Origin of the sequence: Companilactobacillus ginsenosidimutans, assembly GCF_001050475.1 — a bacterium.
GTDB lineage: Bacteria > Bacillota > Bacilli > Lactobacillales > Lactobacillaceae > Companilactobacillus > Companilactobacillus ginsenosidimutans.
The window spans coordinates 361402-387510 of the sequence record NZ_CP012034.1 but is presented as its reverse complement, the minus strand read 5'-3'; the positions used below and the strand labels follow the sequence as shown (position 1 = coordinate 387510).

Sequence of the window (26109 nt, the reverse complement as noted above, 5' to 3'; positions counted from 1 at the left end):
TTTTAGGTTATCACAATTTTATGATAACGTTTTCTTTTGATGGAGAAAAATTTAATGATAATGTTTCACCGTTGACCTCTACTCAAGTTCAACTCGGGGCAGCAAGCAAAGAAAAAGAAGCTGCAACAATCAAATATTGTGAATGTTGCAACTTCTTGATTTTCTCGAGCATTAGCCAATTCTAATTCAATTCGAATGATCTTACTATCTAAAGACTATTAATCATTCTCATTTCTGACAAATGACGATTTATATGTTCTATTTGGCTTGGTCCGTTGTAGATGAATCCTGTATACACTTGGACGAGGCTCGCACCTGATTGTAGTGCTTTATAAGCATCGTGATAATCAAAGACTCCACCTGAAAAAATTATTGGAAGTTCCTCGCCAAATTTTTCATAGACTGCTGTAGTTAATGCTAGTGATTTTTCAAAAATTGGTTTCCCGCTTAAACCACCTTTTTCAACCTTGTTTTCTGATTGTAAATCGGTTCTATCTAAACTGGTATTTGAAAGGATCACTCCATCCATTAAATTAGCTGTCTCATCTAACGTTTCTAGTAATTCATCCGTCGTCAAGTCACTGCTAAATTTGCAAAAAACTGGTTCGTCTATCATCAAATCACTAATTTTACCTAGTAGTTCAATTAGAACGCCACTTTTTTGCAGTGACATAACCCCGGCTTGATTTGGACAGCTTAAATTCAATGCAATATAATCTGCTAAATCGTGAGATTGTTTGACATCATCAACCAATTCATTGATCATCTCGTCGGTAGATAGTCCGTGTGTTGGTGCCAAACTTAGTCCAACTTTAGTATTTCGTTTGTTGTCGGAAAGTCTTTCCATCACTTTATCTAATCCAACATTGTTTAATCCCATTCGATTAATAATGGCTTTATCTTCTGGAAGTCTAAAAATCCGCTTTTTGGGATTACCTTCCTGAGCACTCCTAGTAACACTTCCAACTTCGACAAATCCAGCACCCAAAGCGCCTAGACTGTTGTAAAACTCGGCATTTTTATCAAATCCTGCGGCAATTCCGATTGGCGAATCGAATGTGACACCTTTAATTGTCGTTTTTAAATTATTACGCTTTTTTGTGTAAAACATTTTTTGTAAAACTTGTGGCGTTTGGTTAAATATTTTCAATCCATTTGCTACTAAATGATGATCAATCTCGGGATCCACAGCAAAAATCATTGGACGAGCAATTTGATACCAATCCACTATTTACACCAGCTTTCAGGGTCCTTATACCATTGATGAAGTAAGTCCATATCCTCTTCTTCGACATATCCCAGACTTTGAGCTTGCTCAATCATAACCGGATAATTTGTTAATGTTTTTAAAACTGTCTTGTGAGCTGGAAAGTTTTTATCGGCTTCAGGTAAGTTGTAAGTGAAAATTGCTGCAGTTCCAATAACTTCTGCACCAGCTTCACGAACAACATCGACAGCCTCTAAAACGGATCCACCAGTTGAAATCAAGTCATCAATTACGACAACTTTATCACCAGGTTGGCAACGCCCTTCAATTTGACGTTTTGTTCCATGACCCTTTGGTTTTGAGCGAACGTAGTTCATTGGTAAGTTCAAAATGTTTGAAACGCCAGTGGCATGCGGAATTCCGGCAGTCGCAACTCCACTAATAACTGTAGCTTCTGGATAGTTTTCTTTAATCAGATTAGCCAAATCCTCTGCAATTTGTTGACGAAATTCTGGATATGCTATTGTCATTCGATTATCAGTATAAATTGGTGATTTGATACCACTGATCCAAGTGAATGGTTCTTTAGGACTTAATTTGACAGCCTTGATCTTCAATAGATTGGCGGCAATATTTTCTGCTACTTGTTTGTTTTCCATTATTTCCACTCCTGATATATGTCTTTATATGCAAAGAAAGCGTCTGATGCTTGAGTAATTGGACGACCAACTACAATAGCATCGCTACCTAACTCACGTGCTTTTGCAGGTGTAGCAACACGTTTTTGATCCCCTACTTGTGCGGATTTAGGTCTAATACCTGGTGTCACGCACAAGAAATCTTCACTAGTGATTTCCTTGATCATAGGTACTTCAAGGGCAGAAGAAATTACTCCATCTGCACCATTATCATAAGCAAGTTTAGCCAAGTGAGTAACGTAATCTTGAGATTGGAGTGGAATTTGTAATTCATCTTTAAGTTCCGTTTGACCAAGTGATGTTAGTTGAGTGACAGCCAATAGTTTAGTGTCACTACTAGCAAGTCCTTCTTTAGCTGCAGCAATCATTTCTGAACCACCACTAGCATGGACAGTAAGCATTTGAACATCCCATTTAGCAATCATTTCGCAGGTCCTACGAACGGTATTTGGAATATCATGAAGTTTTAAATCTAGGAAAATATTATATCCACGATTTCTTAAACTTCTAACAAATGGATATCCAAACTGACAAAACATCTCTAATCCAATTTTCAAAAACAAATTTGTGTCCTTCGGAAACTGACTTAAAAACTGAATACATTCAAAATCATCTGCAAAATCTAATGCTACAATAACTGGTTTATCCATACTTACCCCCGATAATTTTTAATAAACTTTTTGTCCGCTAACATACGTATTGATAACTTTTCCTTTGACTAAATCACCAATAAATGGGCTGTTAACGCCTTTTGAAATAAAATCTTGTTCCGCAATTTCGTATTCTTGGTTTAAATCGATGATAGTAAAGTCTGCTGGCTTATTCAATTCAATATTACCGGCATTTTTTAAGCCAAATACTTGAGCTGGCTTCATCGACATCAAGTTCAATAATTGTTCTAAACTAAGTAATCCTTTTTCTACAAAGTTGGTATACATCAATGGGAATGATGTCTCAATCCCGGTTATTCCGAACGCACTCTTTAGAAATCCTTGGCTCTTCTCCTCTTTTGCATGTGGCGCATGGTCTGTCGCAATCATGTCGATTGTCCCATCTTGAAGACCTGCAACCAAGGCTAAACGATCTTCTTCACTTCTTAGAGGAGGATTCATTTTAAAGTTTGCGTCATCATCAACTATATCTTGATCACTTAATAATAAATGATGAGGACTAGCTTCACATGTCACGTTAATTCCGGCATCTTTGGCTATTCGAACTAGCTGAACACTATCTGCTGTTGAAATATGGCACACATGATAATGCACTCCTGTGTCCTTTGCCAATAACAAATCTCTTGCTAGCTGAGAAGTTTCTGCAGCTTGATTAATCGCAGGTAAACCTAATCTTGTGGCTACCTTACCTTTATTGACAACACCCTTATTAAATAAACTTTGATCCTCAACATGTGCTGCTAAATGACTATGTAATGAAGCAATTTTTTCCATTGCTGTATACATTGATTGAGCGTTGTCAATTCCGTGACCATCGTTTGAAAACCCCATTGCACCCAACTTGTCTAAATCTTCAATTGGACTCAATTCTGTACTAATTTCATCTTTTGTTACTGGAGCATATTGAAGTGTGTTAATAAGAGACTCTTTTTCGTTCAATTTCAACTGTGCTTGAAACTTTTCAACTGTATCCGGAACTGGAGTAACATTTGGCATTGCTCCAACTGTTGTAAAACCACCATGTGCTGAAGCCATCGAACCAGTCTTGATTGTTTCCTTATGTGTTTGACCTGGTTCACGAAAATGAACGTGAACATCTACTAGACCTGGAGATACTAAATTATTTTTGGCATCAATTACTTCTGCACCATTTGCATCAATATGATCTGCAATCTCTGCAAATTTGCCATCTTTAATTAAAATATCTTTTGTTTGTAACTGATTAGCGTAAAACAATTTTGTGTTGGTTATTAATAAGCTCATCTGCTGTATTTTCTCCTTGTAGTACCGCTTCAATCATTGCCATTCTCATGAATACACCATTGTGCATTTGTTGAAAAATAAATGACTTCTCACATTCAACGACGTCATCTGCAATTTCTACTCCACGGTTTACTGGAGCTGGATGCATAATCATTGTATCAGCTTTCATCAAATCAACACGTCTCATATCAATTCCGAATTCATTGAAGTAATCTTCTTTAGAAAAGCTCTTATTTTCATCTTCAGAAAGTCTTTCATGCTGAACTCTAAGCAACATTACTACATCCATTTCTGAACATAAATCATCAACTGACATGTGTGGTCCAATTTCGGCAAATTCTGGAGTATACCATGAATCTAGACCACCGAACGATACTTCCGCACCTAATCTAGTTAGGATTTCGGCATTTGAATGAGCCACACGTGAATGTGTCAAATCACCAATAATACCAATTTTTAGTCCTTCAAATTGTCCGAAGTGTTCGAAAATTGTCATCATATCTAACAAAGATTGGGATGGGTGTTGACCAGTTCCATCACCAGCATTGATGATAGGGATATTAATATTCTTTCCCAATAATTGATTGTAAAACTCATCTTCAGGGTGTCTGATTACTGCAACACTTGCACCAATACTCTCAATTGTTCGGACTGTATCGTAAAGTGTCTCACCTTTTGTTGTCGATGATGAACCAGCTTCGAAAGCAACTTCTTTCATACCTAGGTTCATTTCAGCGACTTGGAAACTTGATTTAGTCCGAGTACTATTTTCGAAGAACAAATTCATAGCATATTTATCAGCGCCAACGCTACAAGTCTTTCCTTCTTTAAATTCGATTGCTCTATCAACTAAATCGTAGACATCTTGGTTTGAGAATTGTGACATAGAAAGTATATTTTTCATTGTTTTCCTCCAAATAAAAAGGACTCCAGTTTTCACCAGCGTCCTCAGGTAGAGTTTTCCCCTACAAAATCTTTGAGACCTCACTGGATCTGATTAAAAATTCCTTTTATTTTATTTTTTGTAAACAAAAAACTTCCTATCCCACAAGGTTAGGAAGTTTACACTTTTAGCTCAAATGTATTTTAACCTTCCAAGCCTCACAGGACTTGTTTAAAAGTTTTCGTTAGAAATAATATAATTGAATTCACCCCATCAGTCAAGTTCTTTAGCAACTTTTCCAACAGTTTTTACTTCATCATTAATTTTGTATTTCTTTCCGAAAATAAATCCAAAGATGACGGTCAATAGTGGATTTAACCATACGTAAAAGGCAAATGGAATAAATACTAATGGACTAACTCCAAGAATTCCCGAGATAAATATTCCACTGACACCCCATGGTACAAGTGCATTTATATCAGCTCCACCAGTAGCTAACACACGTGACAAGTATTGAGGCCGAATATTTTGTTCTTCAAAGTTTTTTCTGAAGGTAGTACCTGGTAAGATAATCGAAATGTATTGTTCACCAACTAAAAAGTTAACACCAATAGCAGAAATAATTGACGTCAAAATCAATTTACCTGGAGTATTAACTTGTTGTCTCAATTTACCAATTAAGTTATCCACGACACCAAGTTTTAATAATACACCACCTAATGTTAGCGCGACTAGGATTAATGAAATACTGTCTAACATACTTGCAACACCACCACCACTAACAATAGCGTTGATTTGCTTGTCTGATGAAGTTAGTTTGCATCCCTGCATAATTTGCTGACTGATAGTTGCAAAGTTCGCATGGTTAATGAACACGTGCATGATAATAGCTGTGATTGACCCCGACAATAAAGTTGGAATTGCTGGTACTTGTAAGATTGCACATAAAATCAGTACAGCAATTGGAATCAACATCCATGGTGAAACGAAAAAGTTTGCTTGAAGTGCATTGATAATATGATGTACAGAACTCATGTTAGGATTTGTACCAGTATGACCTGCAACCAAAAAGATAATTGCTGCGATAATCGCCGATGGTAAAGCTGTGTGTGAGATTGTTCTAATATGGTCAAAGACATTATCTACTCCGGCGATACCAGTAGACAAATTTGTTGTCCCAGACAATGGTGACATGTTATTCCCAAAAAGAGCTCCGGAAACAATGGATCCAGCAGTTAGAGCGACATTTATATCCATAACATGACCGATTCCCATGAAGACAATTCCCAATGTACTGATTGTTGTAAATGAACTTCCGACAATAACTCCAACCAAACAACAACTAATAAAAACTGTAAAAAGAAAGAATCGTGCATTTAACAGTTCCAGTCCATAAACCATGATGGTTGGAATAACACCTGACATAAGCCAGGCAGATACCAAAACTCCGATCATAATAAAAATTATCATTGGAATAATACCTGGTTTAACTCCATCAATTATCCCTTGCTGCAACTCATTCCAAGAAAACCCTCGAAATCTTCCGTAAAACAGCAACAAAGTAAATGTTAGTAGTATTGGAATTTGGGGAGTCATCTTTAATTTGATCATCATAGTCCCTAACAATCCAAACATGACCAGCATAATAATGAGACTTTCCCAAAATGTTAATCGACTTTCTTTTTTCATATTATTGACCGCCTTAGTAAATCTATTTAATAATAGCTAAGAAGTACTTTTTCTTACCGCGTCGAATTACGATATATTTGCCATCGAATGATGTTTTTGGATCAATATTAAGAGTTGTATCAGTTAATTTTTCTCCATTAATTCTAATTGCACCATTTTGAATATCTTCTCTGGCTTGACGTTTTGACTTGTCAACATTTGCGGCAATTAGTAAATCAACCAGGTTGATTTCTTCATTAGGTATTTCTGCACTTGGCACACCATTAAATGCTTGAGATACTTCTTCAGTTGAAAGTTCTTGAATTTCACCTGAGAATAGTACTTCAGTAATTTTTTCAGCTACTTTAAGTGCGTCTTCACCGTGAACAAAAGTAGTAACTTCTTCAGCTAATTTTCTTTGTGCTTCACGTTTTTCTGGTTGAGATTGAACTTTTTCTGCTAGTTCATCAATCTCTGCTTTTGACAAGAATGTAAATTTCTTGAGTAAGTTGATAACATCTTTGTCATCTTGATTGAACCAGAACTGATAGAACTCATATGGTGATGTTTTTTTAGCATCTAGCCAAACTGCTCCACCAGCTGTTTTACCAAATTTTGTACCATCAGATTTAAGCAAAAGTGGGATTGTCAAAGCATATACTTCTGCTTCTTGTCCCTCAGCTTTATGGATTAAATCTAGTCCGGCAGTGAGATTTCCCCATTGGTCACCACCACCAACTTGCAATTGAACATTATATTGACGGTAAAGAGTTAAGAAATCTAATGATTGAAGGATTTGGTAGGTAAACTCTGTAAATGAAATACCTGTTTCCAAACGACTTGAAACAATTTCTTTATTAAGCATTGTATTAACATTAAATAATTTTCCGTAATCACGGAGGAAATCTAGAATACCAATTTGTGCTGTCCAGTCGTAATTGTTAACCATTGTAAAACTTGGGAAAATTCGGTTTGCTTGAGCACTCAATGCATCAACATTGTGTTGAACTTGATCCATTGTCTGCATTGGACGCTCAGCCTTTTTACCACTTGGATCACCAATAGATCCAGTCGCACCACCAATAACGATATAAGGATGGTTACCAGCGTTGGCAAATCTTTGCAATGTCATAAATGGTAATAAGTGACCAATGTGCATTGAGTCACCGGTTGGATCCATTCCACAATATAGTGAAATTTCATCTTTATCGGTCAATTTCTTCAAACCTTCTTCGTCAGAAGTTTGATTGACTAATCCTCGCCATTTAAGTTCATCAATAATGTTCATTTAATAATTCCTCCTAATAATTGTCCTAGATACAAAAAAAAGAGCGTCTCTGCATAATGCAGGGACGCTCTTTGCGCGGTACCACCCAAAATTCGAGTAGTTTTCTACTCGCTCTTTACTCCTGTAACGTAGGACACGAGATTCTAGTTTAGTATTTTGCAAAAATATCCTGCATGGCTCGCACCAACCGCCAATTCTCTTAACACCCAGATATCTTGCTAGTTGTTTTAAAACTAAAATCAATTTATGTCTAAAATAATAGCAGAGCCAAAAAATATTGCAAGCGTTAAATTAAAATTTTCCAAATGTTGTATAATTATTCTAATTTAATGAACTTGGTGAAAGACATGTTAATTGATGATTTTGATGATCAAAGTGAAGAAATATTACAGCCTAATCTTAGAAATGAACCTATAAAGAATTTTCCTAAAATAATTATTGCCCCTTTTTACGGCGACTTGGTACGTAAATTTGCAATTGACAATGGGCTTCGCGTCATTGGGAACTCTCGTTCACTCAATGGTGAAAATTACGTTTATGAATATGAACTTTCTGGAGTCAAAATTGGATTGATCATGGCTCCTGTTGGCGCCCCTCAATGTATAGCCACTTTTGAGGATTTAAGAATTATGGGAGCAGAAAAATTTATTACCTTGGGAACATGCGGAGTTTTGACGAACTCGATTGGACGTGGAAAAATTGCCATTCCCGTATCTGCCGTTCGCGATGAGGGAACTTCATACCATTACCAACCTGCCACTCATGAAATACAGATGCCTTTTAAAACACTTGAGTTAATGAAGAATGTATTTTATACAGGCAATATACCCTTCATAGAAGGAAAAACTTGGAGTACAGATGCAATTTATCGAGAAACACGTAATACCTTTGAGAAACGAAAATCTGACGGATGCTCATTTGTAGATATGGAAGTCGCAGCAATCTTGGCTTGGTCTAAATTTCGTGGTATTGATGCTTATCCGTTTTTTACTACTGCTGATAATTTGGATTCTAAGATGTGGGAAGTTCGGTCGGATTATCGGGATGAGATTCCGGTTGCTATGAAGGCGGCTTTTGGGATTGCTCGGGTGTTGGAATGAAACAGTTGGATTTATGAATTAAAACAGGAGTTGAGGTATTGCCTCAGCTCCTGTTTTTTGTTTGGTTTAATTTATTTATTTGAGATTTGGTGATTTGGTGATTTGTTGGTCCCTTTTCTCTGATTTAGCTGAAACGCGAAAAAATCAAACTGACAACTGCACATAAGTCGTCAAGGGCGTTTGACTTTACGCTCTATCCAACGGTCCCCTCCATCTCATAACTTATCAATCTATTCAATTCAACGGCATATTCCATTGGCAATTCTTTGGTAAATGGTTCGACAAAGCCCATTATTATCATTTCTGTGGCTTTGGCTTCACTTAGGCCTCGGCTCATTAAGTAATATAGTTGCTCTTCTGAAACTTTTGAGACTTTGGCTTCGTGCTCCATTGAGACATTTCCATTTAAAATCTGATTGTATGGGATTGTGTCTGAACTGGATTCTTCATCCATTATGATTGTGTCACATTCAACGTGGGCTTTTGATCCATCGGAATTTCTTTCAAATCTTACTGTTCCACGATAGTCGACCGCACCACCATCTTTTGAAATTGATTTTGAAACTATTGAGGATGATGTATTCTTGGCATTATGAATCATTCTAGCACCGGCGTCTTGGTCAACGTTGTGTCCGGCTACGGCGATTGATAACATTGTTCCTCTTGCACCTTCGCCATCTAAATAGACACTTGGATATTTCATTGTAATTTTAGAACCCAAGTTTCCATCGACCCACTCCATTGTGGCATTTTCCATGGCCTGAGCACGTTTTGTCTCAAGACTGTAAACATTATTCGACCAGTTTTGAATAGTCGTATAACGCATGTAGGCATCTTTCTCGGCAAATACTTCTACAACTGCGGCATGCAAACTGTCTGATGAGTAATTTGGTGCAGTACATCCCTCAACATAATTTACACTTCCACCCTCATCAACAATAATTAGGGTACGTTCAAATTGGCCTGAGTTTTCGGCATTCAAACGGAAATATGACTGAATTGGAATATCAAGCTTTACACCTTTAGGTACATAGATAAATGATCCACCTGACCAAACTGCACCATTTAAGGCAGCAAATTTGTTGTCGTTAGGATGGACTAGTTTTCCAAACCATTTTCTGAATAATTCAGGATATTCTTTTAAAGCTGAATCTGTATCGGTAAATATGATACCCATTTTATCAAATTCGTTTTTCATGTTGTGATAAACAACTTCTGACTCATATTGGGCTGATGAACCGGCCAAATATTTACGTTCAGCTTCAGGGACACCTAACTTGTCAAAAGTATTTTTGATTTCTGAAGGAACTTGGTCCCAATCACGATACTGTTTGTCAGTTGATTTTTGATAATACAACATGTGTTCCAAATCTAGCCCTGACAAATCGGGGCCAAAGTTTGGCATTGGCATTTTTTTGTAAATTTTATAGCATTTAAGACGAAAATCTAGCATCCATTGTGGTTCATCTTTTTCTGCTGAGATTTGTCTTACTACATCCTCGGTCAGGCCTCTTCCGGTTGAAAATACGGGCTTCACATCATCGTGGAATCCGAAGTCATAATCTTTATCAAGGTCTAGAGCTTGAACTGACGAAGCAGCATCCTCATTATTTTTTGTATTTTCTGTTTCTGGCATTGTATTTCACCCTCCAATTCAGAATCTAATCTTTATTAAGTGCCTTGTGTAATGCCTTCCATGCTAATGTAGCGCATTTGATACGGGCAGGAAATTGCGAAACACCCTTCAATACTGCGGCATCTTCTAAAATATCGGTATCAGATTTTTCTCCAAGAATCATGTCTGAAAAAGCTTCAATCATATCTTCGGCAGTTTTAGTATCTTTATTCATTACGGCATCAGTCATCATACTTGCAGATGCTTGACTAATAGTACAGCCATATCCACTAAATGCGATATCCTTGATAGTATCATTTTCAACTTTTACATCCAGTTGTAAAACATCCCCACAAGTTGGGTTTTTCAATTCAATTTCATTAGTAGAATCAGATAATTCTCCATGATGATGTGGATGAGCTGAATGATCAAGGATGACTTGACGATATAAATTATCCATTTTAGACAGTGCCATTTTTAAAGAACTCCTTTGTAGCAACAATAGAATTTACTAATATATCAGCATCTTCTTTTGTGTTGTAAAAATAAAAACTTGCTCTGGCCGTTGCAGAAATACCTAAATAGGTCATTAAAGGTTGTGCACAATGATGCCCGGCTCTGACCGCGACACCTTCCATATCAAGGCCTGTAGCCAAGTCATGGGGATGTAACCCGTCTAGATTAAATGAAATTACACTGGTATGTTTTGCAGGATCTTGTGGGCCATAAACGGTTAATCCTTCAATGTTCAATAGTTTGGGCAAAACATAGTCCACCAATTCATTTTCATAATCAAAAATATTTTGCATCCCAATTTTTGATAAATAATCGACAGCATAACCTAAAACAATTGCTCCAGCAATATTTGGTGTTCCTGCCTCAAATTTCCATGGCAAATCATTCCATGATGTTTCATACAAATGAACGAAATTAATCATTTCTCCACCAAAGTCTACTGGTGGCATTGCGTTCAACAACTTTTCTTTTCCATACAAAATTCCAATTCCTGTAGGTCCTAGCATTTTATGTCCAGAAAATGCCAAAAAGTCGCAATCTAAATCTTGAACATCAACTGGCATGTGAGGAACCGACTGTGCCCCATCAACAACCATAACTGCGCCATGTGAATGAGCAATCTGCGCAATTTCTTTGACTGGATTAATTACTCCCAATACGTTTGATACATGTGCTATCGAAACAATTTTTGTTTTATCAGTAATTTTCTTTTTAGCATCGGCTAAATCCACGAAACCATCGTCATCTAATTCAATGTATTTGAGAACTGCATGCTTTTGAATTGCAAGTTGTTGCCAAGGAATCAAATTACTATGATGTTCCAGATATGAAATAACGATTTCATCTCCAGCTACAATATTTTCTGCACCATAACTACGGGCAATAATATTTAAAGCATCAGTTGTTCCCTTAGTATAAATAATTTCATCACTATGTTCAGCGTTAATAAACTTCTGTATTTTCTCACGCGCAGTTTCAAATTGTTCTGTTGAACGTTCGGCTAAGGTATGAACCCCTCGATGAACATTTGCATTATCATTTTGATAAAAATTCACCAGATCATCAATAACAGTTTGTGGCTTTTGAGTTGTGGCAGCATTATCTAAATATACTAAGTTCTCATCATTAACCTTTTGATCAAGAATGGGGAAATCTTGTCTCCATTGGTTATTTTTGTTGTCCATTGACTAATTTCCTCTCAATCATGTTCGTCAATCGATCACGTACTTCTTTATCCGGAATCTCAGTAATAACTGCACTCAAGAATCCACGAATAACCAGTCTTTGAGCAGTCTCCTCATCTATTCCTCGACTCATTAAATAATACATTTGATCTTCATTAACTCGACCGACACTGGCAGCATGTCCAGCCGTAACATCATTTTCATCAATTAGTAAAATAGGATCTGCATCTCCACGAGCTGTACGAGATAACATTAGAACACGGTTTTCTTGTTGCGAATCGGAACCCTTTGCCCCTTTAACGATATGTCCAACACCGTTGAAGGTTAGAGTTGATGACTGCAAAATTACACCATGTTGAAGTATATGACCAATTGAATGTTGACCATAATTTGTAACCTTCGTGTCAATCCCAGTTACTTGTTCACCAGTTGTAATCGCTACAACCTTCGCTTCTGTGTGTGATCCCTCTCCACGTAAGTCAGTACCAAAATCACCAACAACTTTGCCATCATTCATGAAACCAATTGCCCAATCAAGCTCAGCATTATTTCCGACATATCCATGTCGATTCAAGTATGTTGCCACATTTAATCCAAACTGATCCAATGCAGAAAAATGAACATGAGAATTATCCTCAGCTACGACTTCAACAACTATGTTGGCAATATTCTCGGCAGCTGTCCCTTGACTAACAAAGTTTTCTAGGTATTTGACTGAACTTCCTTCATCTGCAACAACTAAAACGTGATGAATGAAATCCTTTTTCTGATTATTATCTTGCAAATAAATTGCTTGAATTGATTCGTCTATTTCAACGTTTTTAGGAACGTATAGGAATGACCCACCATTCATCAAAGCTAAATTGAGTGAAATCAAGCGATTTTCAGTTGGCTTGATAGTTTTAGTCAACAAATATTTTTCTACTAATTCTGGATAGTCCTTAAGCGCCGTCCAAATATCAGTAAAAACAACCCCTTTGGCTGCCAGTTTCGGATCAAGTTTTGATACTAAAGTGTTATCACCATTTTGAATGAGTAAATTATTTGAGTCTGGTAATTTAACACTTGAAATATCATTGGCTGGTACGAATGGTGCTTTAGGTTTGGCTAATCGCCAACTACGATAGCTGATTTTTTCATAAACTGGCATCTCTAAGTCAGATGAGCGATTGAGTGCCTCTTCACGCATTTTTTGAAACCATAGGGGTTCTTCATGACTTTTTGAAAATGCAATTGTTTCATCCATAAAATCATCTTTTATACTTGTACGCATAATTATCCCCCTTATAGTTCATCCGTTAATTTAACATCGAGATTCAAATCATCACGTAATCCTGCATAACCTTCATCTTCAAGTTTTTTAGCTAATTCTGGACCACCACTTTGAACGATTCTTCCGTCCATCATGACATGAACTTGATCAGGTACGATGTAGTTTAACAATCTTTGATAGTGAGTAATTATTAATGAACCAAAATTATCACCACGCATTGAATTGACACCTTGTGAGACAACTTTAAGAGCATCAATATCTAGTCCAGAATCGATTTCATCCAAAATTGCAAACTTAGGCTCAATCATCAATAGTTGAAGAATTTCATTACGTTTCTTTTCACCACCAGAAAAACCTTCATTCAAATATCTTTCAGACATTTCATCGGTCATATCTAAGATCTTCTGTTTGGCATCTAACTTCTTCATGAATTCCATAACTGGAATTTGATCATCATCAGCTCTACGAGCATTTATGGCAGAACGCATAAATTCGACATTGGTAACACCAGGAATTTCAGCTGGATATTGCATTGCCAAAAATAGTCCAGCACGTGCACGCTCATCAACTGGCAAGTCCAACAAACTCTTACCATCTAGCAATACATCACCTTGGGTAACTTTATAAGCTGAATTTCCCATTATTGCTTGTGATAAAGTTGATTTACCAGTACCATTTGGTCCCATGATTGCATGAATCTCACCGGTACTCATTTTAAGATTTACACCTTTTAAGATTTCTTGACCTTTTCCATTCTCATCATCGGTAACAGAAACATGTAAATCCTTAACTTCTAAAGTTGACATTATTTTCCCTCCGCACTTATCTTGTTATACATACCATTATGCGCTTTCACTTGAAAAAATAACAAATCAATATAAAAAATATTCATATTATTCATTCATAATATTCAAATATTATATTGATGCACAAAATGAATTAGTTTCATTTTATACCAAAAAAGCCAGAACATTAACATGTTCTGACTTTTTATTTCATATGATCTTCAATCCAATTCCAAACTTCATCCTTGCCAGATTTAGTTTCCGCACTGAAAAGCTGTAGTTGATCAGTCTGATTGACATTCATTGATTTATTCACTTGACTAATTGTCTTATTCCATTGGTTCTTTTTAACTTTATCCATCTTTGTAGCAACAATTAATGTTGGTAAATGATAATAGCTGACAAATTGATACATTGAAATATCGTCATCACTTGGTGCATGACGACCGTCAACTAAAATAATTACACCGTGCAAAACTTTTCGCGTTGTCAAATATTCTTCAATCATGACACCAAATTCTTCACGTTGTTTCTTGGAAACTTTTGCAAACCCATATCCAGGAACATCCACTAAATATAAAATATCCTCGATATTATAAAAGTTCAAAGTCTGGGTCTTACCAGGCGTACTGGATGTTCTGGCAAAACTCTTCCGGTTGATTAATGTATTAATCAATGAAGATTTTCCAACGTTAGATCTACCCAATAATGCAATCTCAGGGTAACCCTCGTCAGGATATTGTCTGGAACTAACGGCACTTAAATTCATTGATACGTTATTTACTTGCATAATTCACCTCAGTGCAGTTATTTTATCATATTCCAGAGTATAAAAAAAAGGTCACCCCTAGGCAACCTTTCCATCCTTCAAAATCAACTCTGGTTTTTTAACTTTTCTAACGGCATCTTTTGTGACCTTAACTGTCTCGACATCGTCACGAGCTGGCACTTCATACATTGTATCCAACATTGTTTCTTCAACAATTGAACGCAATCCACGAGCCCCAGTGTTTCGTTCGATTGACATCTTAGCGATTTCATTCAATGCTCCGGCAGTAAATTCAAGTTTAACACCATCAATATCCATCAATTCCTTATATTGCTTGATTAAAGCATTCTTAGGCTTTGTAAGGATATTTACCAAATCATCCTCAGTAAGCTTCTCAAGTGCTGTAACAATAGGAATACGACCAATAAATTCTGGTATGATACCAAACTTCATCAAGTCTTCTGGAATAATTTGTTGCATCAAACTCTTTTGTTCATCAATTGACTCTTGTTGTTCAGCACCAAAACCAATCGTCTTATCACCAAGACGGTTTTTGACAATGGTTTCGATTCCATCAAAAGCACCACCGACAATGAACAAGATGTTAGTTGTATCAATTTGAATCAATTCTTGTTGTGGATGCTTTCTTCCACCCTGAGGTGGAACACTAGCAACGGTACCTTCAAGAATCTTCAAAAGTGCTTGTTGAACACCTTCACCAGAAACATCACGAGTAATTGACACATTCTCGCTCTTCTTGGCAATTTTATCGATTTCATCGATATAAACAATTCCGTGTTCAGCCTTTTCAACATCAAAATCAGCGTTTTGTAATAATTTTAGTAGGATATTCTCAACATCTTCACCAACATAACCTGCTTCAGTAAGTGTGGTTGCATCAGCAATAGCAAATGGAACTTTAAGAATACGAGCCAAAGTTTGAGCTAAGAATGTCTTACCTGAACCAGTTGGTCCAATCAAGGCAATATTACTCTTTTGCAACTCTGTATCGCCATCTTTAGAGTGTTCCATTTTATTAATTCTCTTATAGTGATTATAAACGGCAACAGACAATGCTCTTTTGGCATCGTATTGACCAATTACATACTCATCAAGAATCTTTTTAATTTCAACGGGTGTTGGAATATTTTCAAGATCTAATGGAGTTTCATCACCGAGTTCCTCATCTATGATTTCCTTACATAAATCAATACATTCATTACAAATGTATACACCAGGACCAGCAACGATCTTTTTTACTTGATCTTGAGTCTTTCCGCAGAAAGAACAACTAATCGTACCTGTAGTTTCTGTACTATCAAACATGTATTCATTCTCCTTAAGTAGTTCCAATACTTTGAAAAGTCTAGCATTGACGGCTGTAAGAGTAAAGTAATTAGCCCCATAAAAAAATAAGAAGCCTAATGACTTCTTATTTTTTTAATTATTTTTCAACTGATGAATCAACAATCAATTCAATAGCTTTTTTAGCTGCAATATCGTGAGCAAGCATGTCGTCAGTTAAAGCACCTCTAACAGCTTTTTCATCCATCTTGTATTCGTCAGCTAGTGACTTGATTTCTTCACTGATTTCGTCCTCTGAAGGTTTGATACCTTCTTTAGCAACGATTGCTTCGATAACAAGGTCAGTCTTAACACGTTCTTCAGCATCTGAAGAGAATTGCTTCTTAAGGTCGTCTTCAGTTGTACCAGTCATTTGATAGTACAATTTAGGATCAATTCCTTGACGACGTAAGTTTGCCAAATATTGGTTCATTTGGTTGTCAACTTCTGTGTCGATCATTGCTTGTGGAATTTCATCGATCTTAGCATTCTTTACAGCACCAGAAATTGCTTCTTCTTGAATGTTTTCTTCAGCAGTTTCTTTCTTTTGATCTTTGATTTCATCATGAAGTTTCTTTTTAAGATCTTCAAGAGTATCAACATTTTCGTCAACATCTTTAGCAAAATCATCATCTAACTTAGGAAGTTCCTTTGATTTCACTTCGTGAACTGTTGTCTTGAAAATTGCATCCTTACCAGCTAATTCTTTAGCTTGGTAGTCTTCTGGGAAAGTAACTTTAACATCAACGTCATCGTTTGCACTTGCGCCGATCAAGCCATCTTCGAATCCAGGGATGAATGAATTTGAACCCAATTCAAGTGAGTAGTTTTGTGCGCTACCACCATCGAATTCTTTTCCATCAACAGAACCTACATAATCAATAACGACTGTATCGCCTTTTTCAGCTTTACCATCTTTAAGAACTAATTCAGCTTGTTGTTTTTGAAGTTCTTCCAACTTGTTTTCAACATCAGCCTTTAGAACATTACGCTTTTGTTTCTTAACAGCGATACCTGTGTAATCACCAAGTTTAACTTCTGGTTTAACTGTGATTGTGGCACTGATAGCCCAAGGTTTGCCTTTTTCCATTGATTCAACATTAATTTGTGGTTGATCAACTGGTTCAACTTTTGTATCGTCAATAGCATTTTGGTATGCAGCTGGCAATACACTGTTCAATGCATCTTCATAAAGTGCTTCTTCACCGTACATACGATTGAAAATTTGACGTGGAACTTTTCCCTTTCTAAATCCAGGAACGTTCAAGTTTTTCTTAACACGGTTAAAAGCAGTGTCTAGACCTTGCTTAATTGTGTCTTGATCAATTTCAAATTTTAATTCACCTGTATTTTTTTCTTTTTTAGTAAATTTAGCCTTAGCAGACATTTTATCCCTCCGGTATTTCACGATCTCATACTTTGTAATATTACCTTAAAAAGGCTCTATTGTAAATGTTTCGTACAATTTATTCGTGTTTTAGAGTATTTTACCACAAAAAAAATCGAGACCAAAGTCTCGACTTTTTAATTCGTTCTAATTTAGTAACAAATTAGTCCATTATGTCAGTAACAACACCAGCGCCAACAGTACGTCCACCTTCACGAACAGTAAATCTTGTTCCATTTTCAATGGCAACTGGAGCAATCAAGTCAACTTCAAAAGTAACTTGGTCACCAGGCATAACCATTTCTACACCGTCTGGCAATTCAATAACACCAGTAACATCAGTAGTATGGAAGTAGAATTGAGGACGATAGTTTGAGAAGAATGGAGTATGACGTCCACCTTCTTCTTTAGTCATGATATAAACTTCACCCTTAAACTTAGTGTGAGTCTTGATTGAACCTGGTTTTGCAAGAACTTGTCCACGTTCAACTTGATCACGGTTAATACCACGAAGAAGAACACCAACGTTATCTCCGGCTTCACCAAGATCCAATGTCTTACGGAACATTTCAAGTCCAGTAACAGTTGATTTTTCAACTTCTGGCTTCAAACCAACGATTTCGATTTCATCACCGACTTTAACTTCACCACGGTCGATACGACCAGAAGCAACAGTTCCACGTCCAGTAATTGTAAATACATCTTCAACAGGCATCATAAATGGTTTGTCTGTTTCACGTTTAGGTGTTGGGATATATTCATCAACGATATCAAGAAGTTCTTCAACATGCTTGATTTCCTCTGGGTCACCTTCAAGTGCTTTCAAAGCTGAACCACGGACAACAGGAATGTCATCCCCAGGGTAATCGTATTCTGAAAGTAATTCACGAACTTCCATTTCAACTAAGTCAACAAGTTCGTCATCATCAACAAGATCAGTCTTGTTCAAGAAAACAACGATGTATTCAACACCAACTTGGCGAGCAAGCAAAATGTGTTCACGTGTTTGTGGCATAGGACCATCTGTTGCAGCAACAACAAGGATGGCACCATCCATTTGAGCAGCACCAGTGATCATATTTTTAACGTAATCAGCATGTCCTGGAGCATCAATATGTGCATAGTGACGCTTTTCAGTTTCATACTCAACGTGAGCTGTGTTGATAGTAATCCCACGTTCTTTTTCTTCTGGGGCCTTATCAATATCAGCGTAATCCTCAGCTTTAGCTAAACCTTTGTCAGCCAAAACCTTTGTAATTGCGGCTGTAAGTGTAGTCTTACCGTGGTCAACGTGACCAATTGTCCCAATATTTACATGGGGCTTTGTTCTCTCATAATGTTCTTTTTCTGCCATTACAAAGAATCCTCCTAAAATTTCATTTCATAAGATTATCCAAAGAAAATGTTCTCTAGACGGCTCTTTACTGAAAAATTATACTACTTTCAGAGGTGAAAGCAAAGGTATTCAGCTCAAATCACCAACTAAAAATATACTCTTTGGATTATACTGGGCGTTATTTGAATTGTAAACACCCTTTTGCAAAAAAACTCTAATTTATTGCTGAAAAGAGTTGATTAACGAATCAAAACGCTTGATCCAGTTCTCAACATCCTTGCGTTCCGAACTATCTCCCACTTGCGATTCGTCCAATAAACCATACCGCAACAGAAACACTTTTGTCCATAGTGAAGGCTTTTTAATTATTTCTGCCCCAAATGGATAAACCATTGCTGCATATAGCGATAGTTCACTTCTAAGATTTTCAACTTGTACTTCATTTTCACTATTCATAAGAATCTTTTCAAGCTCATCACACATTGCCAAATAGACGTCTGTCGACATAATTGGCTTTAGCCTTGATGGATTACAAGTTTTTGTTTCACCATAAAATGAAATATTAACCGTTTCATCAACACCGAGCTTAAATATGTTTTCAAGAACCTCACTTTTCAATAAAGGGTGTAAAAGTGGATTTAGAAGCAACAATTTGACACAACTTAAATAATTGTCCTTATCAAACTCCCTCAAACTGCGAATCAATTGAATTTGATCAACAACATTCATAGTTACAATAGAGTTTATTTTACCTGTTATGACGGCCATCCTAGGCTTAAATGATCGACTGTGACGTTCCTCAGATAGTTTTACTCTAGCCTTGAATTCGTCTACAAAACTGCCTTTAATGGTCGATAATTTGTTTTCATCGTAAAAATGAATCATTTGATTAGCCAATAGATAATCATTGTTCTCAACAACAATATCAACAGCTAATTTGGCTGCTTCAGGATCACTCAAATAATAATTAAAGTAGTCCAAAATAACTGATTCGGCTTGATCAGCATTCTTTTGGTTTAGTAATGCAGCAGCTAACCCTTGGTTGATCGAAAAAGACTGTTTAATACTGTATGCTTGCGAATAATAGTCTACAGCCTCTTCCCAATTTCCCTTATCAAATGCGTCATCAGCCTGCTCTAAAATCTTTTTTAGATTATCTGAATCGTCCATTATCTACCTCGTTATAATAAAAGACCGCCAATGACGGTCTATTTCTTTGCTTTGCGATGTCTGTTTTGATTAACTTCCATAATCACTGGAAGAATGACTGGGTGACGATTTGTTTGTTCATATAAGAAGTGATTCAATTTCTCACGAACTCCTTGTTTTAAATCAGACCAATCAAAATCCTTACTGTTTGTCAGATAATCAGTGATTTCATTAACAATCAAATCTGAACTTTCGCTAAGAAGATCACGACTTGTTCTCATGTATACGAAACCTCTAGCAGTGATTTTAGGCTTAGCAACGACTTTCTTCTTCTTACGGTCAATTGTTGCTACAGCGATAAATACACCATCATCTGCCAACAATTCACGGTCACGTAGGACGATGCTTCCTATATCACCAACGCCAATACCATCAATCATAGTATCTCCGGCATCAATGCCTTGTCCAATATAAAATTGACCATTTTCATAATTTAAAACATCACCTTTTTTAGTTAAGAAAATGTTTTGATATGGCAAGCCAGTTTCGTGGGCAATTTTTGCATGAGCATCAAGCAAACGATACTCACCTTGAACTGGAATTATATTGTTAGGTTTCAATAGATTAATCATCAACTGGAGGTCTGCTTTATTGGCATTACCTGATGGATGCATATCATCTCCAAGTGCTTTTACCTCAGCGTCTGTACGGTAAATCATATCTCTAGTTTTTGCGAAGGTAGTATCCAATGAATGTGAAGGTGTAGTAGCAATAAATACTAAATCACCCTTCTCAATATTGAACTTAGTCTTTGCGGCAGGATTTGCCATCTTTTGAAGAAGTTTGATAGGTTCTCCCATCTTACCAGTCTCAATAACGACTAAATCTTTCTTGTCGACTTTTTCTAAACCTTTACTATCAACAATAAGTTCCTTATTTTTAACTTCAAGATAACCAAGTCTCATGGCTGTTTTAAGAATCTTTTCAGCATCCATTCCTGACAGATAAACTTTTCTATCAGTTTTGTCTGCAGCATCAAGAATTTGTTGCATACGTTGGATATTTGAAGCAACCTGAGCAACAATAATACGACCATTGTGATAACTAAATGTATCGAGAATATAATCATAAATATCCGTTTCATTTGAGTTTTCAAATGGTGACTCAGCATTCGCAGAATCACTTAATAAGGCAATAACGTTGTCATTACCTATTTCAGCAATTCTACCTAAATCAGTTTTGTATAATGGCAAAGCAGCCTGATCAAATTTGAAATCACCTGTGTAGACAATTTCTCCTTCTTGAGTTTTCACCACAACACCAAGTGAATCGGGAACAGAGTGAGTTGTCTTGAAGAATGAAACGGTTGCTTCATTGAAATCAATTGCAGTTTTCTCATCAATAACATGGAAATTATCGAATTTCTTGCTGCGACGATCGTTTGAACAAACAATTTTCGCTAATTCAATAGTCATTTTGGCACCAAATACAGGAATATCGTAATCCCCTACCAAGTATGGAAGTGCTCCAATTGCATCTGCGTGACCGTGTGTTAAGAAAATACCGACCACCTTATCAATATTGTCTTTGATATAAGTCATGTCAGGAACGACAACATCAATTCCATATAAATCATTATCAGGGTATTGCAATCCAATATCTAGAATATAAATCTCGTCGTTAACTTCAACAGCATACATGTTTTTACCAGTTTCTCGTACACCACTGAGAATCATTATTTTAATTTTTTGACTCATTTTTTCATCTCTCATTTCATAAAAATAGCATAGATCACAATTTTCATTGCGTTTTTTTAAGTCATTTAGACTACTTGAGCTATACCTGTTTAACATTTTATCACATTGTAAAGTACAATAAAAATATAATAAAAAAAGGAGATTCCCAATGGGAACCTCCTTGAATAATCAATATATTAACGACGTAGACCTAATGACTTGATAAGTTCACGGTAACGTTGAACATCTTTACCTCTAAGGTATGATAGCAAGTTACGACGGTGACCAATTTTCTTCAATAGACCAACATATGAATGGTGGTCTTTCTTGTTTACTTTCAAGTGATCGTTCAATGCGTTGATGTCATAAGTTAAAACAGCAACTTGAACTTCTGGAGAACCTGTATCTCCATCTTTACGTGCGTACTTTTTGATGATTTCGTTCTTTTGTTCTTTTGAAATAGCCATGCTTTTTCACCTTTTCCTATAAGATTTAGCCATACTATGCAAAACGTTGGTGACTCGCCTAACAGAGTAATGGTTAACACAGCTATTAACATTACTATATTCATGAATTTTTTTCAAGTGAAGATTTTTTTATAACTAGTCATTGCAATGGAACTCTACCTTAGGTATAATACACGTATTGTGTTTATAACAAAAGATACTCGGAGGTGAAATCAATGCCACAAATTAAATCAGCTATCAAACGTGTAAAGACTGCCGAAAAAGCTAACCTTCGCAACAACGCTCAAAGAAGTGCTATGCGTTCTGCAATCAAGAACTTCGAAACAGTTGTTGCTAATGACGGTGATAACAAAGAAGAAATGTACAGAACAGCTGCACGTGCAATTGACATGGCTAAGTCAAAAGGCTTAATCAAAGCAAACAAAGCAGCTCGTGACAAGTCACGACTTTCAAAAAAAGTTAACGCATAATAAATCCTAAGCAACTAATTGTTGCTTATTTTTTTTACCAAAAAAATTGCCATCTACCGGAAATTACTAGTAGATGGCCTTTTTTATGCAAATTTTGCTATGAATAAATCAAAAAGTAATTCTTTGTCACCCTGGCCCGATTTAACTTGATAGTCCAAATCGACAATATCTTGAAACATTTTGGACAAATTATCCATTTTTAAATTTCTAGATTGCTGAAGAGATAGTTTGACACGATAAGGATGGACTTTTAATTGTTTAGCGATAGTCGCCTCACCTAATCCTTTATTACTTAAAATTTTAGTCTGTATTAACAATCTTAATTGCGACGTTAAAATAGCAGTTAATAAAATTGGATCAATTTTTTGCAACAGAAATTGGTGATACAAGTCTTCTGCCTGCAATACATTTTTGCGCAGTATCTGATTCATCAGTTCAAAAACATTATCATCTAAACTTTGCGGTACGAGTTCATTAACCGCTTTAACGTCAATGATTTTAGAATTCATCGCATAAAGTTTAAGCTTACCCAATTGATTCAATGCTTCAGAATAGCTTCCTTTAGTTTTAGTCACTAGTAATTCTAGAGCCTGTTGATCTATTTGAAAACCATCCTGTGATAGATCTTGTCCTAAGGTCTTAGCTAACAAATGACTATCCAGTTTTCCTGCATCAACATTTGTTGCAACTTTTTTCAATTGTTTATTAATTTTCTTACGGGAATCCAATTTCTCGTATGTAGCAAATATCACTAATACCGTCGTTGGTGCAGGGTTTTTAATATAATCGACAAGCAAATCTGTATTTTGATCAATACTATGTTTGATTTTTTCAGCCGTCACAAAATATGGATGTTCCGCAAAGACAAGTCTTCGTTCACCAAAGAAAGGCGCAGATATTGCCTCACCTATCATATCTTCCAAAGATACATCCTCTAAGTCAAAGCTTGAAAAGTTCATTTCAGCTTCTTCAGAAGTTAACAGCTGTTTAAATAATTTTTGTATCTCACTAATAAATGCGGTTTCTTGTCCAGTTACAAAATATACATTATCAACCTGGTTGTTTTTTAGATTCTTCTTTAATTCAGCTAGCTTCAATTACTTCACCCTTACAAATGTGTTTAAACCTTCTGATTGGTTAAATGGATAATAATACCAAGTAATCATACCATACTCAGCAGTATTTAAATGTGCGACATGTTGGTCGTCTAGGCGTTGAATGGTCTCTTTATTTGGATGGCCATAACGATTATTTATTCCAGCAGAGATTAAGGCCAGCTTTGGATTGACTGCTTTTAGCCAATTTGATCCAGTCGATGTCTTTGAACCATGATGACCTGCTTTTAAATAATCGGCGTGAAAAGTACCAAGTTTTAAAATTTTTTCTTCATTTTCAATATCTAAATCGCCAGTGAATAGCCATTTATACTTACCCATTGTAGCCAACAAAGTTAAGGAATCACCATTTTCCCCAACGCTTCTTTGCTTTGGCCAAAGAACCTCCCAGGTACTACTCCCAAAATTAAACTTATCTCCACGTTTTACAGAAGTAAATTTAACATTGAAATTATTATGTATTGTGCGCTTAATTCGGGCGTTTTGTTCTAATCCAGAACCAAATCGAACTTCATCTACTGGAAAGCTTTGTAAAAGTGTATAGAGATTTCCAATATGATCTACATCTTTGTGGGAAAGCATTACTATATTTAATTTTGAAACACCTAAATATTTCAAATATGGAATTGTAGATTTCTCCACTTGATTTGTGACTTTCTTTTCTTGCCAAGGTTTGACGGGAAAATCAAGCTTACCAGCAGTATCTACTAAAATCGATTTTCGATTAAATGGTGTTGTAATAAGAATACTATCCCCTTGCCCAACGTCAATAATTGAAACTGTTCCGAAGATAGGAAACTTTACATACATGATTGATGCAATTAACAATATCATGAAATAATTAACGAATTCGTTCAACACTAGTTTATTCTCGATATTAAAGAGTGCCAAAATTACTAAGACAAGCACGATAAGTACAGGGATTTTGCCAACTACAAAGTTAAACCTATCATCTTTAGCAATCTGGTTCATGAACGAATAAATTAAATCAAACAACCCATTCAGTTTTTCTCCGAAAATTCCAATATTATTTGGAATAATCGCCGAAATTATTGCTGTGGGCAATATAAGATACATAAATATTGGCACAAAAATAATATTCATTAGTAAAACCAACCAACTGAATTGGAATGTATAAAAACAAATTATTGGTAAACTCAATAAATTCATCTTAAACGTTGAGACTAGCAAGTTAGATTTGGACAAATATAAAAGTGCACCGGAAAGTATAAAGCTTAACTGACCTCCCATTTCCACTAATGCAAAGGGGTTTATCAAAAGACAAATTAGTACAGTTATGCTGAAAACATCCAGAGAACTCATCTTGAACCCAAATTTTTTCAGGACTATTGAAACTAGTGTAAGAATAATTGCACGTGTGATACCTGTTTTTAGACCAACAAATATTCCATATACGGGAAGTGTTAGCAATAATAACCAATCTGCTGCCTCACTGGTAATCCTTAGAACTGAAAATAGCTTTTTAAAAATTATTACCAGTATCAGCACATGTAGCCCAGATAAGCTGAATAAATGAATGACACCAAGCACACTTAATGTTTTAAACAAATCGCTCTCGTCAGTTCGTGAGTAGCCTACTAATAAACTTTGAGCATGAATCTTTAACCATTTTGGAAGACTAGACAAATACGAAATGAATTGGATTCTTGCATGTGAAATATTCTCCGTAATCGACGTCGGATGGAATTGTTGCAACTGATAAATTTTGTCTATTGTTGCAGTATAAAAAACACCGTGATGATTAGAAAATGTTTTGAAGTCAAATTCTCCCGGATTTCTCGGACCATCAATCTCTTTAATATCTTTAATTTTGATTTTACCCAATACTTCGGTATTTAACTTTTGCCAAAACTTTTTCTCAGATTCATTTGGTATTTTGTACAAAAATCTAATTGATGTATCACCTTCAACAACTTCACCACTCAATAAATCACCATTTACCTTTATTTTATCCGGGTAAAAAATCGTTTGATTAACATTATTTACTTGATTTGGATGATCTAAATGATTACGAACATTCAAAAATAGTAGTGCAAATAAAGCTGTAAATATGGACAAATATGCGAGTAATCGCCACTTTTTTAAACAAATCACCCGAACAAAAACATAAATACAGATACTCAACGATAATAAAGGTTGCTTTGTGAAAAATAAAAATGAAAGT

At 36.0% G+C, this 26109-nt stretch carries 23 protein-coding genes; 2 read left to right on the top strand and 21 right to left on the bottom strand.

All coding sequences use genetic code 11. The features are described 5' to 3' along the window. Positions 1-208: 208 nt before the first annotated feature. The 7 genes from ABM34_RS02135 to tyrS all read right to left on the bottom strand — a co-directional run bounded on the left by ABM34_RS02135 (position 209) and on the right by tyrS (position 7678). Entirely contained in the window at positions 209-1228 is a 1020-nt protein-coding gene (locus tag ABM34_RS02135) for a quinone-dependent dihydroorotate dehydrogenase (RefSeq protein WP_048702873.1), read from the bottom strand. Next, positions 1228-1866: an orotate phosphoribosyltransferase gene (gene pyrE / locus ABM34_RS02130; RefSeq protein WP_048702871.1), complete on the bottom strand. Its 639-nt coding sequence runs from the start codon at positions 1864-1866 to the stop codon at positions 1228-1230. Before pyrE ends, ABM34_RS02135 begins: the two co-directional genes overlap by 1 nt. Beyond that, positions 1866-2555, bottom strand: coding sequence for an orotidine-5'-phosphate decarboxylase (gene pyrF / locus ABM34_RS02125; RefSeq protein ID WP_048702870.1), 690 nt, complete (start codon positions 2553-2555; stop codon positions 1866-1868). The genes pyrE and pyrF overlap by 1 nt, the downstream gene beginning before the upstream one ends. A gap of 18 nt (positions 2556-2573) precedes the next feature. Then, positions 2574-3839: a dihydroorotase gene (locus ABM34_RS02120; RefSeq protein ID WP_048702867.1), complete on the bottom strand. Its 1266-nt coding sequence runs from the start codon at positions 3837-3839 to the stop codon at positions 2574-2576. Beyond that, on the bottom strand, positions 3799-4743 hold the full coding sequence (locus ABM34_RS02115; protein WP_048702866.1) for an aspartate carbamoyltransferase catalytic subunit: 945 nt from the start codon (positions 4741-4743) through the stop codon (positions 3799-3801). Before ABM34_RS02115 ends, ABM34_RS02120 begins: the two co-directional genes overlap by 41 nt. Before the next feature lie 252 nt (positions 4744-4995). Then, complete coding sequence (gene nhaC, locus ABM34_RS02110; RefSeq protein ID WP_048702863.1) at positions 4996-6411, bottom strand: Na+/H+ antiporter NhaC; 1416 nt, start codon at positions 6409-6411, stop codon at positions 4996-4998. Between the two features lie 22 nt (positions 6412-6433). Beyond that, positions 6434-7678, bottom strand: coding sequence for a tyrosine--tRNA ligase (tyrS, locus tag ABM34_RS02105; protein WP_048702862.1), 1245 nt, complete (start codon positions 7676-7678; stop codon positions 6434-6436). A 347-nt stretch (positions 7679-8025) separates the two neighbouring features. On the opposite strand from tyrS, the gene ABM34_RS02100 reads away from it, so the two are divergent. Continuing rightward, positions 8026-8778 (top strand): nucleoside phosphorylase, encoded by a 753-nt coding sequence (locus ABM34_RS02100; protein ID WP_048702860.1) that lies wholly within the window; start codon positions 8026-8028, stop codon positions 8776-8778. A gap of 193 nt (positions 8779-8971) precedes the next feature. Here ABM34_RS02100 and sufB read toward each other — a convergent pair whose 3' ends face one another. The 12 genes from sufB to rpsO all read right to left on the bottom strand — a co-directional run bounded on the left by sufB (position 8972) and on the right by rpsO (position 22339). Further along, on the bottom strand, positions 8972-10414 hold the full coding sequence (sufB, locus tag ABM34_RS02095) for a Fe-S cluster assembly protein SufB (RefSeq protein WP_048702859.1): 1443 nt from the start codon (positions 10412-10414) through the stop codon (positions 8972-8974). Between the two features lie 25 nt (positions 10415-10439). After that, positions 10440-10868, bottom strand: a complete 429-nt coding sequence (gene sufU / locus ABM34_RS02090) for a Fe-S cluster assembly sulfur transfer protein SufU (RefSeq protein ID WP_048702857.1) — start codon at positions 10866-10868, stop codon at positions 10440-10442. After that, positions 10855-12093, bottom strand: coding sequence for a cysteine desulfurase (locus ABM34_RS02085; protein ID WP_048702854.1), 1239 nt, complete (start codon positions 12091-12093; stop codon positions 10855-10857). Before ABM34_RS02085 ends, sufU begins: the two co-directional genes overlap by 14 nt. Then, complete coding sequence (gene sufD, locus ABM34_RS02080; RefSeq protein ID WP_048702851.1) at positions 12077-13366, bottom strand: Fe-S cluster assembly protein SufD; 1290 nt, start codon at positions 13364-13366, stop codon at positions 12077-12079. Before sufD ends, ABM34_RS02085 begins: the two co-directional genes overlap by 17 nt. Before the next feature lie 11 nt (positions 13367-13377). After that, a complete protein-coding gene (sufC, locus tag ABM34_RS02075; protein ID WP_048702848.1) occupies positions 13378-14172 on the bottom strand; it encodes a Fe-S cluster assembly ATPase SufC in 795 nt (264 codons plus the stop codon). 184 nt (positions 14173-14356) lie between these two features. Continuing rightward, positions 14357-14941 (bottom strand): ribosome biogenesis GTP-binding protein YihA/YsxC, encoded by a 585-nt coding sequence (yihA, locus tag ABM34_RS02070; protein WP_048702845.1) that lies wholly within the window; start codon positions 14939-14941, stop codon positions 14357-14359. Between the two features lie 57 nt (positions 14942-14998). Beyond that, positions 14999-16246 carry an ATP-dependent Clp protease ATP-binding subunit ClpX gene (clpX, locus tag ABM34_RS02065; RefSeq protein ID WP_048702841.1) on the bottom strand — a complete coding sequence of 416 codons (1248 nt, stop codon included), beginning with the start codon at positions 16244-16246 and terminating at the stop codon, positions 14999-15001. Positions 16247-16364: 118 nt separating this feature from the next. Beyond that, entirely contained in the window at positions 16365-17651 is a 1287-nt protein-coding gene (tig, locus tag ABM34_RS02060; RefSeq protein WP_048702838.1) for a trigger factor, read from the bottom strand. A 163-nt stretch (positions 17652-17814) separates the two neighbouring features. Continuing rightward, positions 17815-19005, bottom strand: a complete 1191-nt coding sequence (gene tuf, locus ABM34_RS02055) for an elongation factor Tu (protein ID WP_048702836.1) — start codon at positions 19003-19005, stop codon at positions 17815-17817. A gap of 201 nt (positions 19006-19206) precedes the next feature. Beyond that, positions 19207-20157, bottom strand: coding sequence for a tetratricopeptide repeat protein (locus ABM34_RS02050; protein WP_048702833.1), 951 nt, complete (start codon positions 20155-20157; stop codon positions 19207-19209). A gap of 38 nt (positions 20158-20195) precedes the next feature. Beyond that, a complete protein-coding gene (locus ABM34_RS02045; RefSeq protein WP_048702832.1) occupies positions 20196-21893 on the bottom strand; it encodes a ribonuclease J in 1698 nt (565 codons plus the stop codon). A gap of 176 nt (positions 21894-22069) precedes the next feature. After that, positions 22070-22339, bottom strand: a complete 270-nt coding sequence (gene rpsO / locus ABM34_RS02040) for a 30S ribosomal protein S15 (RefSeq protein ID WP_048702830.1) — start codon at positions 22337-22339, stop codon at positions 22070-22072. Between the two features lie 215 nt (positions 22340-22554). On the opposite strand from rpsO, the gene rpsT reads away from it, so the two are divergent. Beyond that, on the top strand, positions 22555-22809 hold the full coding sequence (gene rpsT, locus ABM34_RS02035; protein ID WP_048702827.1) for a 30S ribosomal protein S20: 255 nt from the start codon (positions 22555-22557) through the stop codon (positions 22807-22809). 83 nt (positions 22810-22892) lie between these two features. Here the strand turns inward: rpsT and holA are convergent, their stop codons facing one another. Together holA and ABM34_RS02025 are read right to left on the bottom strand one after the other, a co-directional pair. Then, entirely contained in the window at positions 22893-23906 is a 1014-nt protein-coding gene (gene holA, locus ABM34_RS02030) for a DNA polymerase III subunit delta (protein ID WP_048702824.1), read from the bottom strand. Next, on the bottom strand, positions 23907-26003 hold the full coding sequence (locus ABM34_RS02025; RefSeq protein WP_048702822.1) for a DNA internalization-related competence protein ComEC/Rec2: 2097 nt from the start codon (positions 26001-26003) through the stop codon (positions 23907-23909). Between the last annotated feature and the right edge of the window lie 106 nt (positions 26004-26109).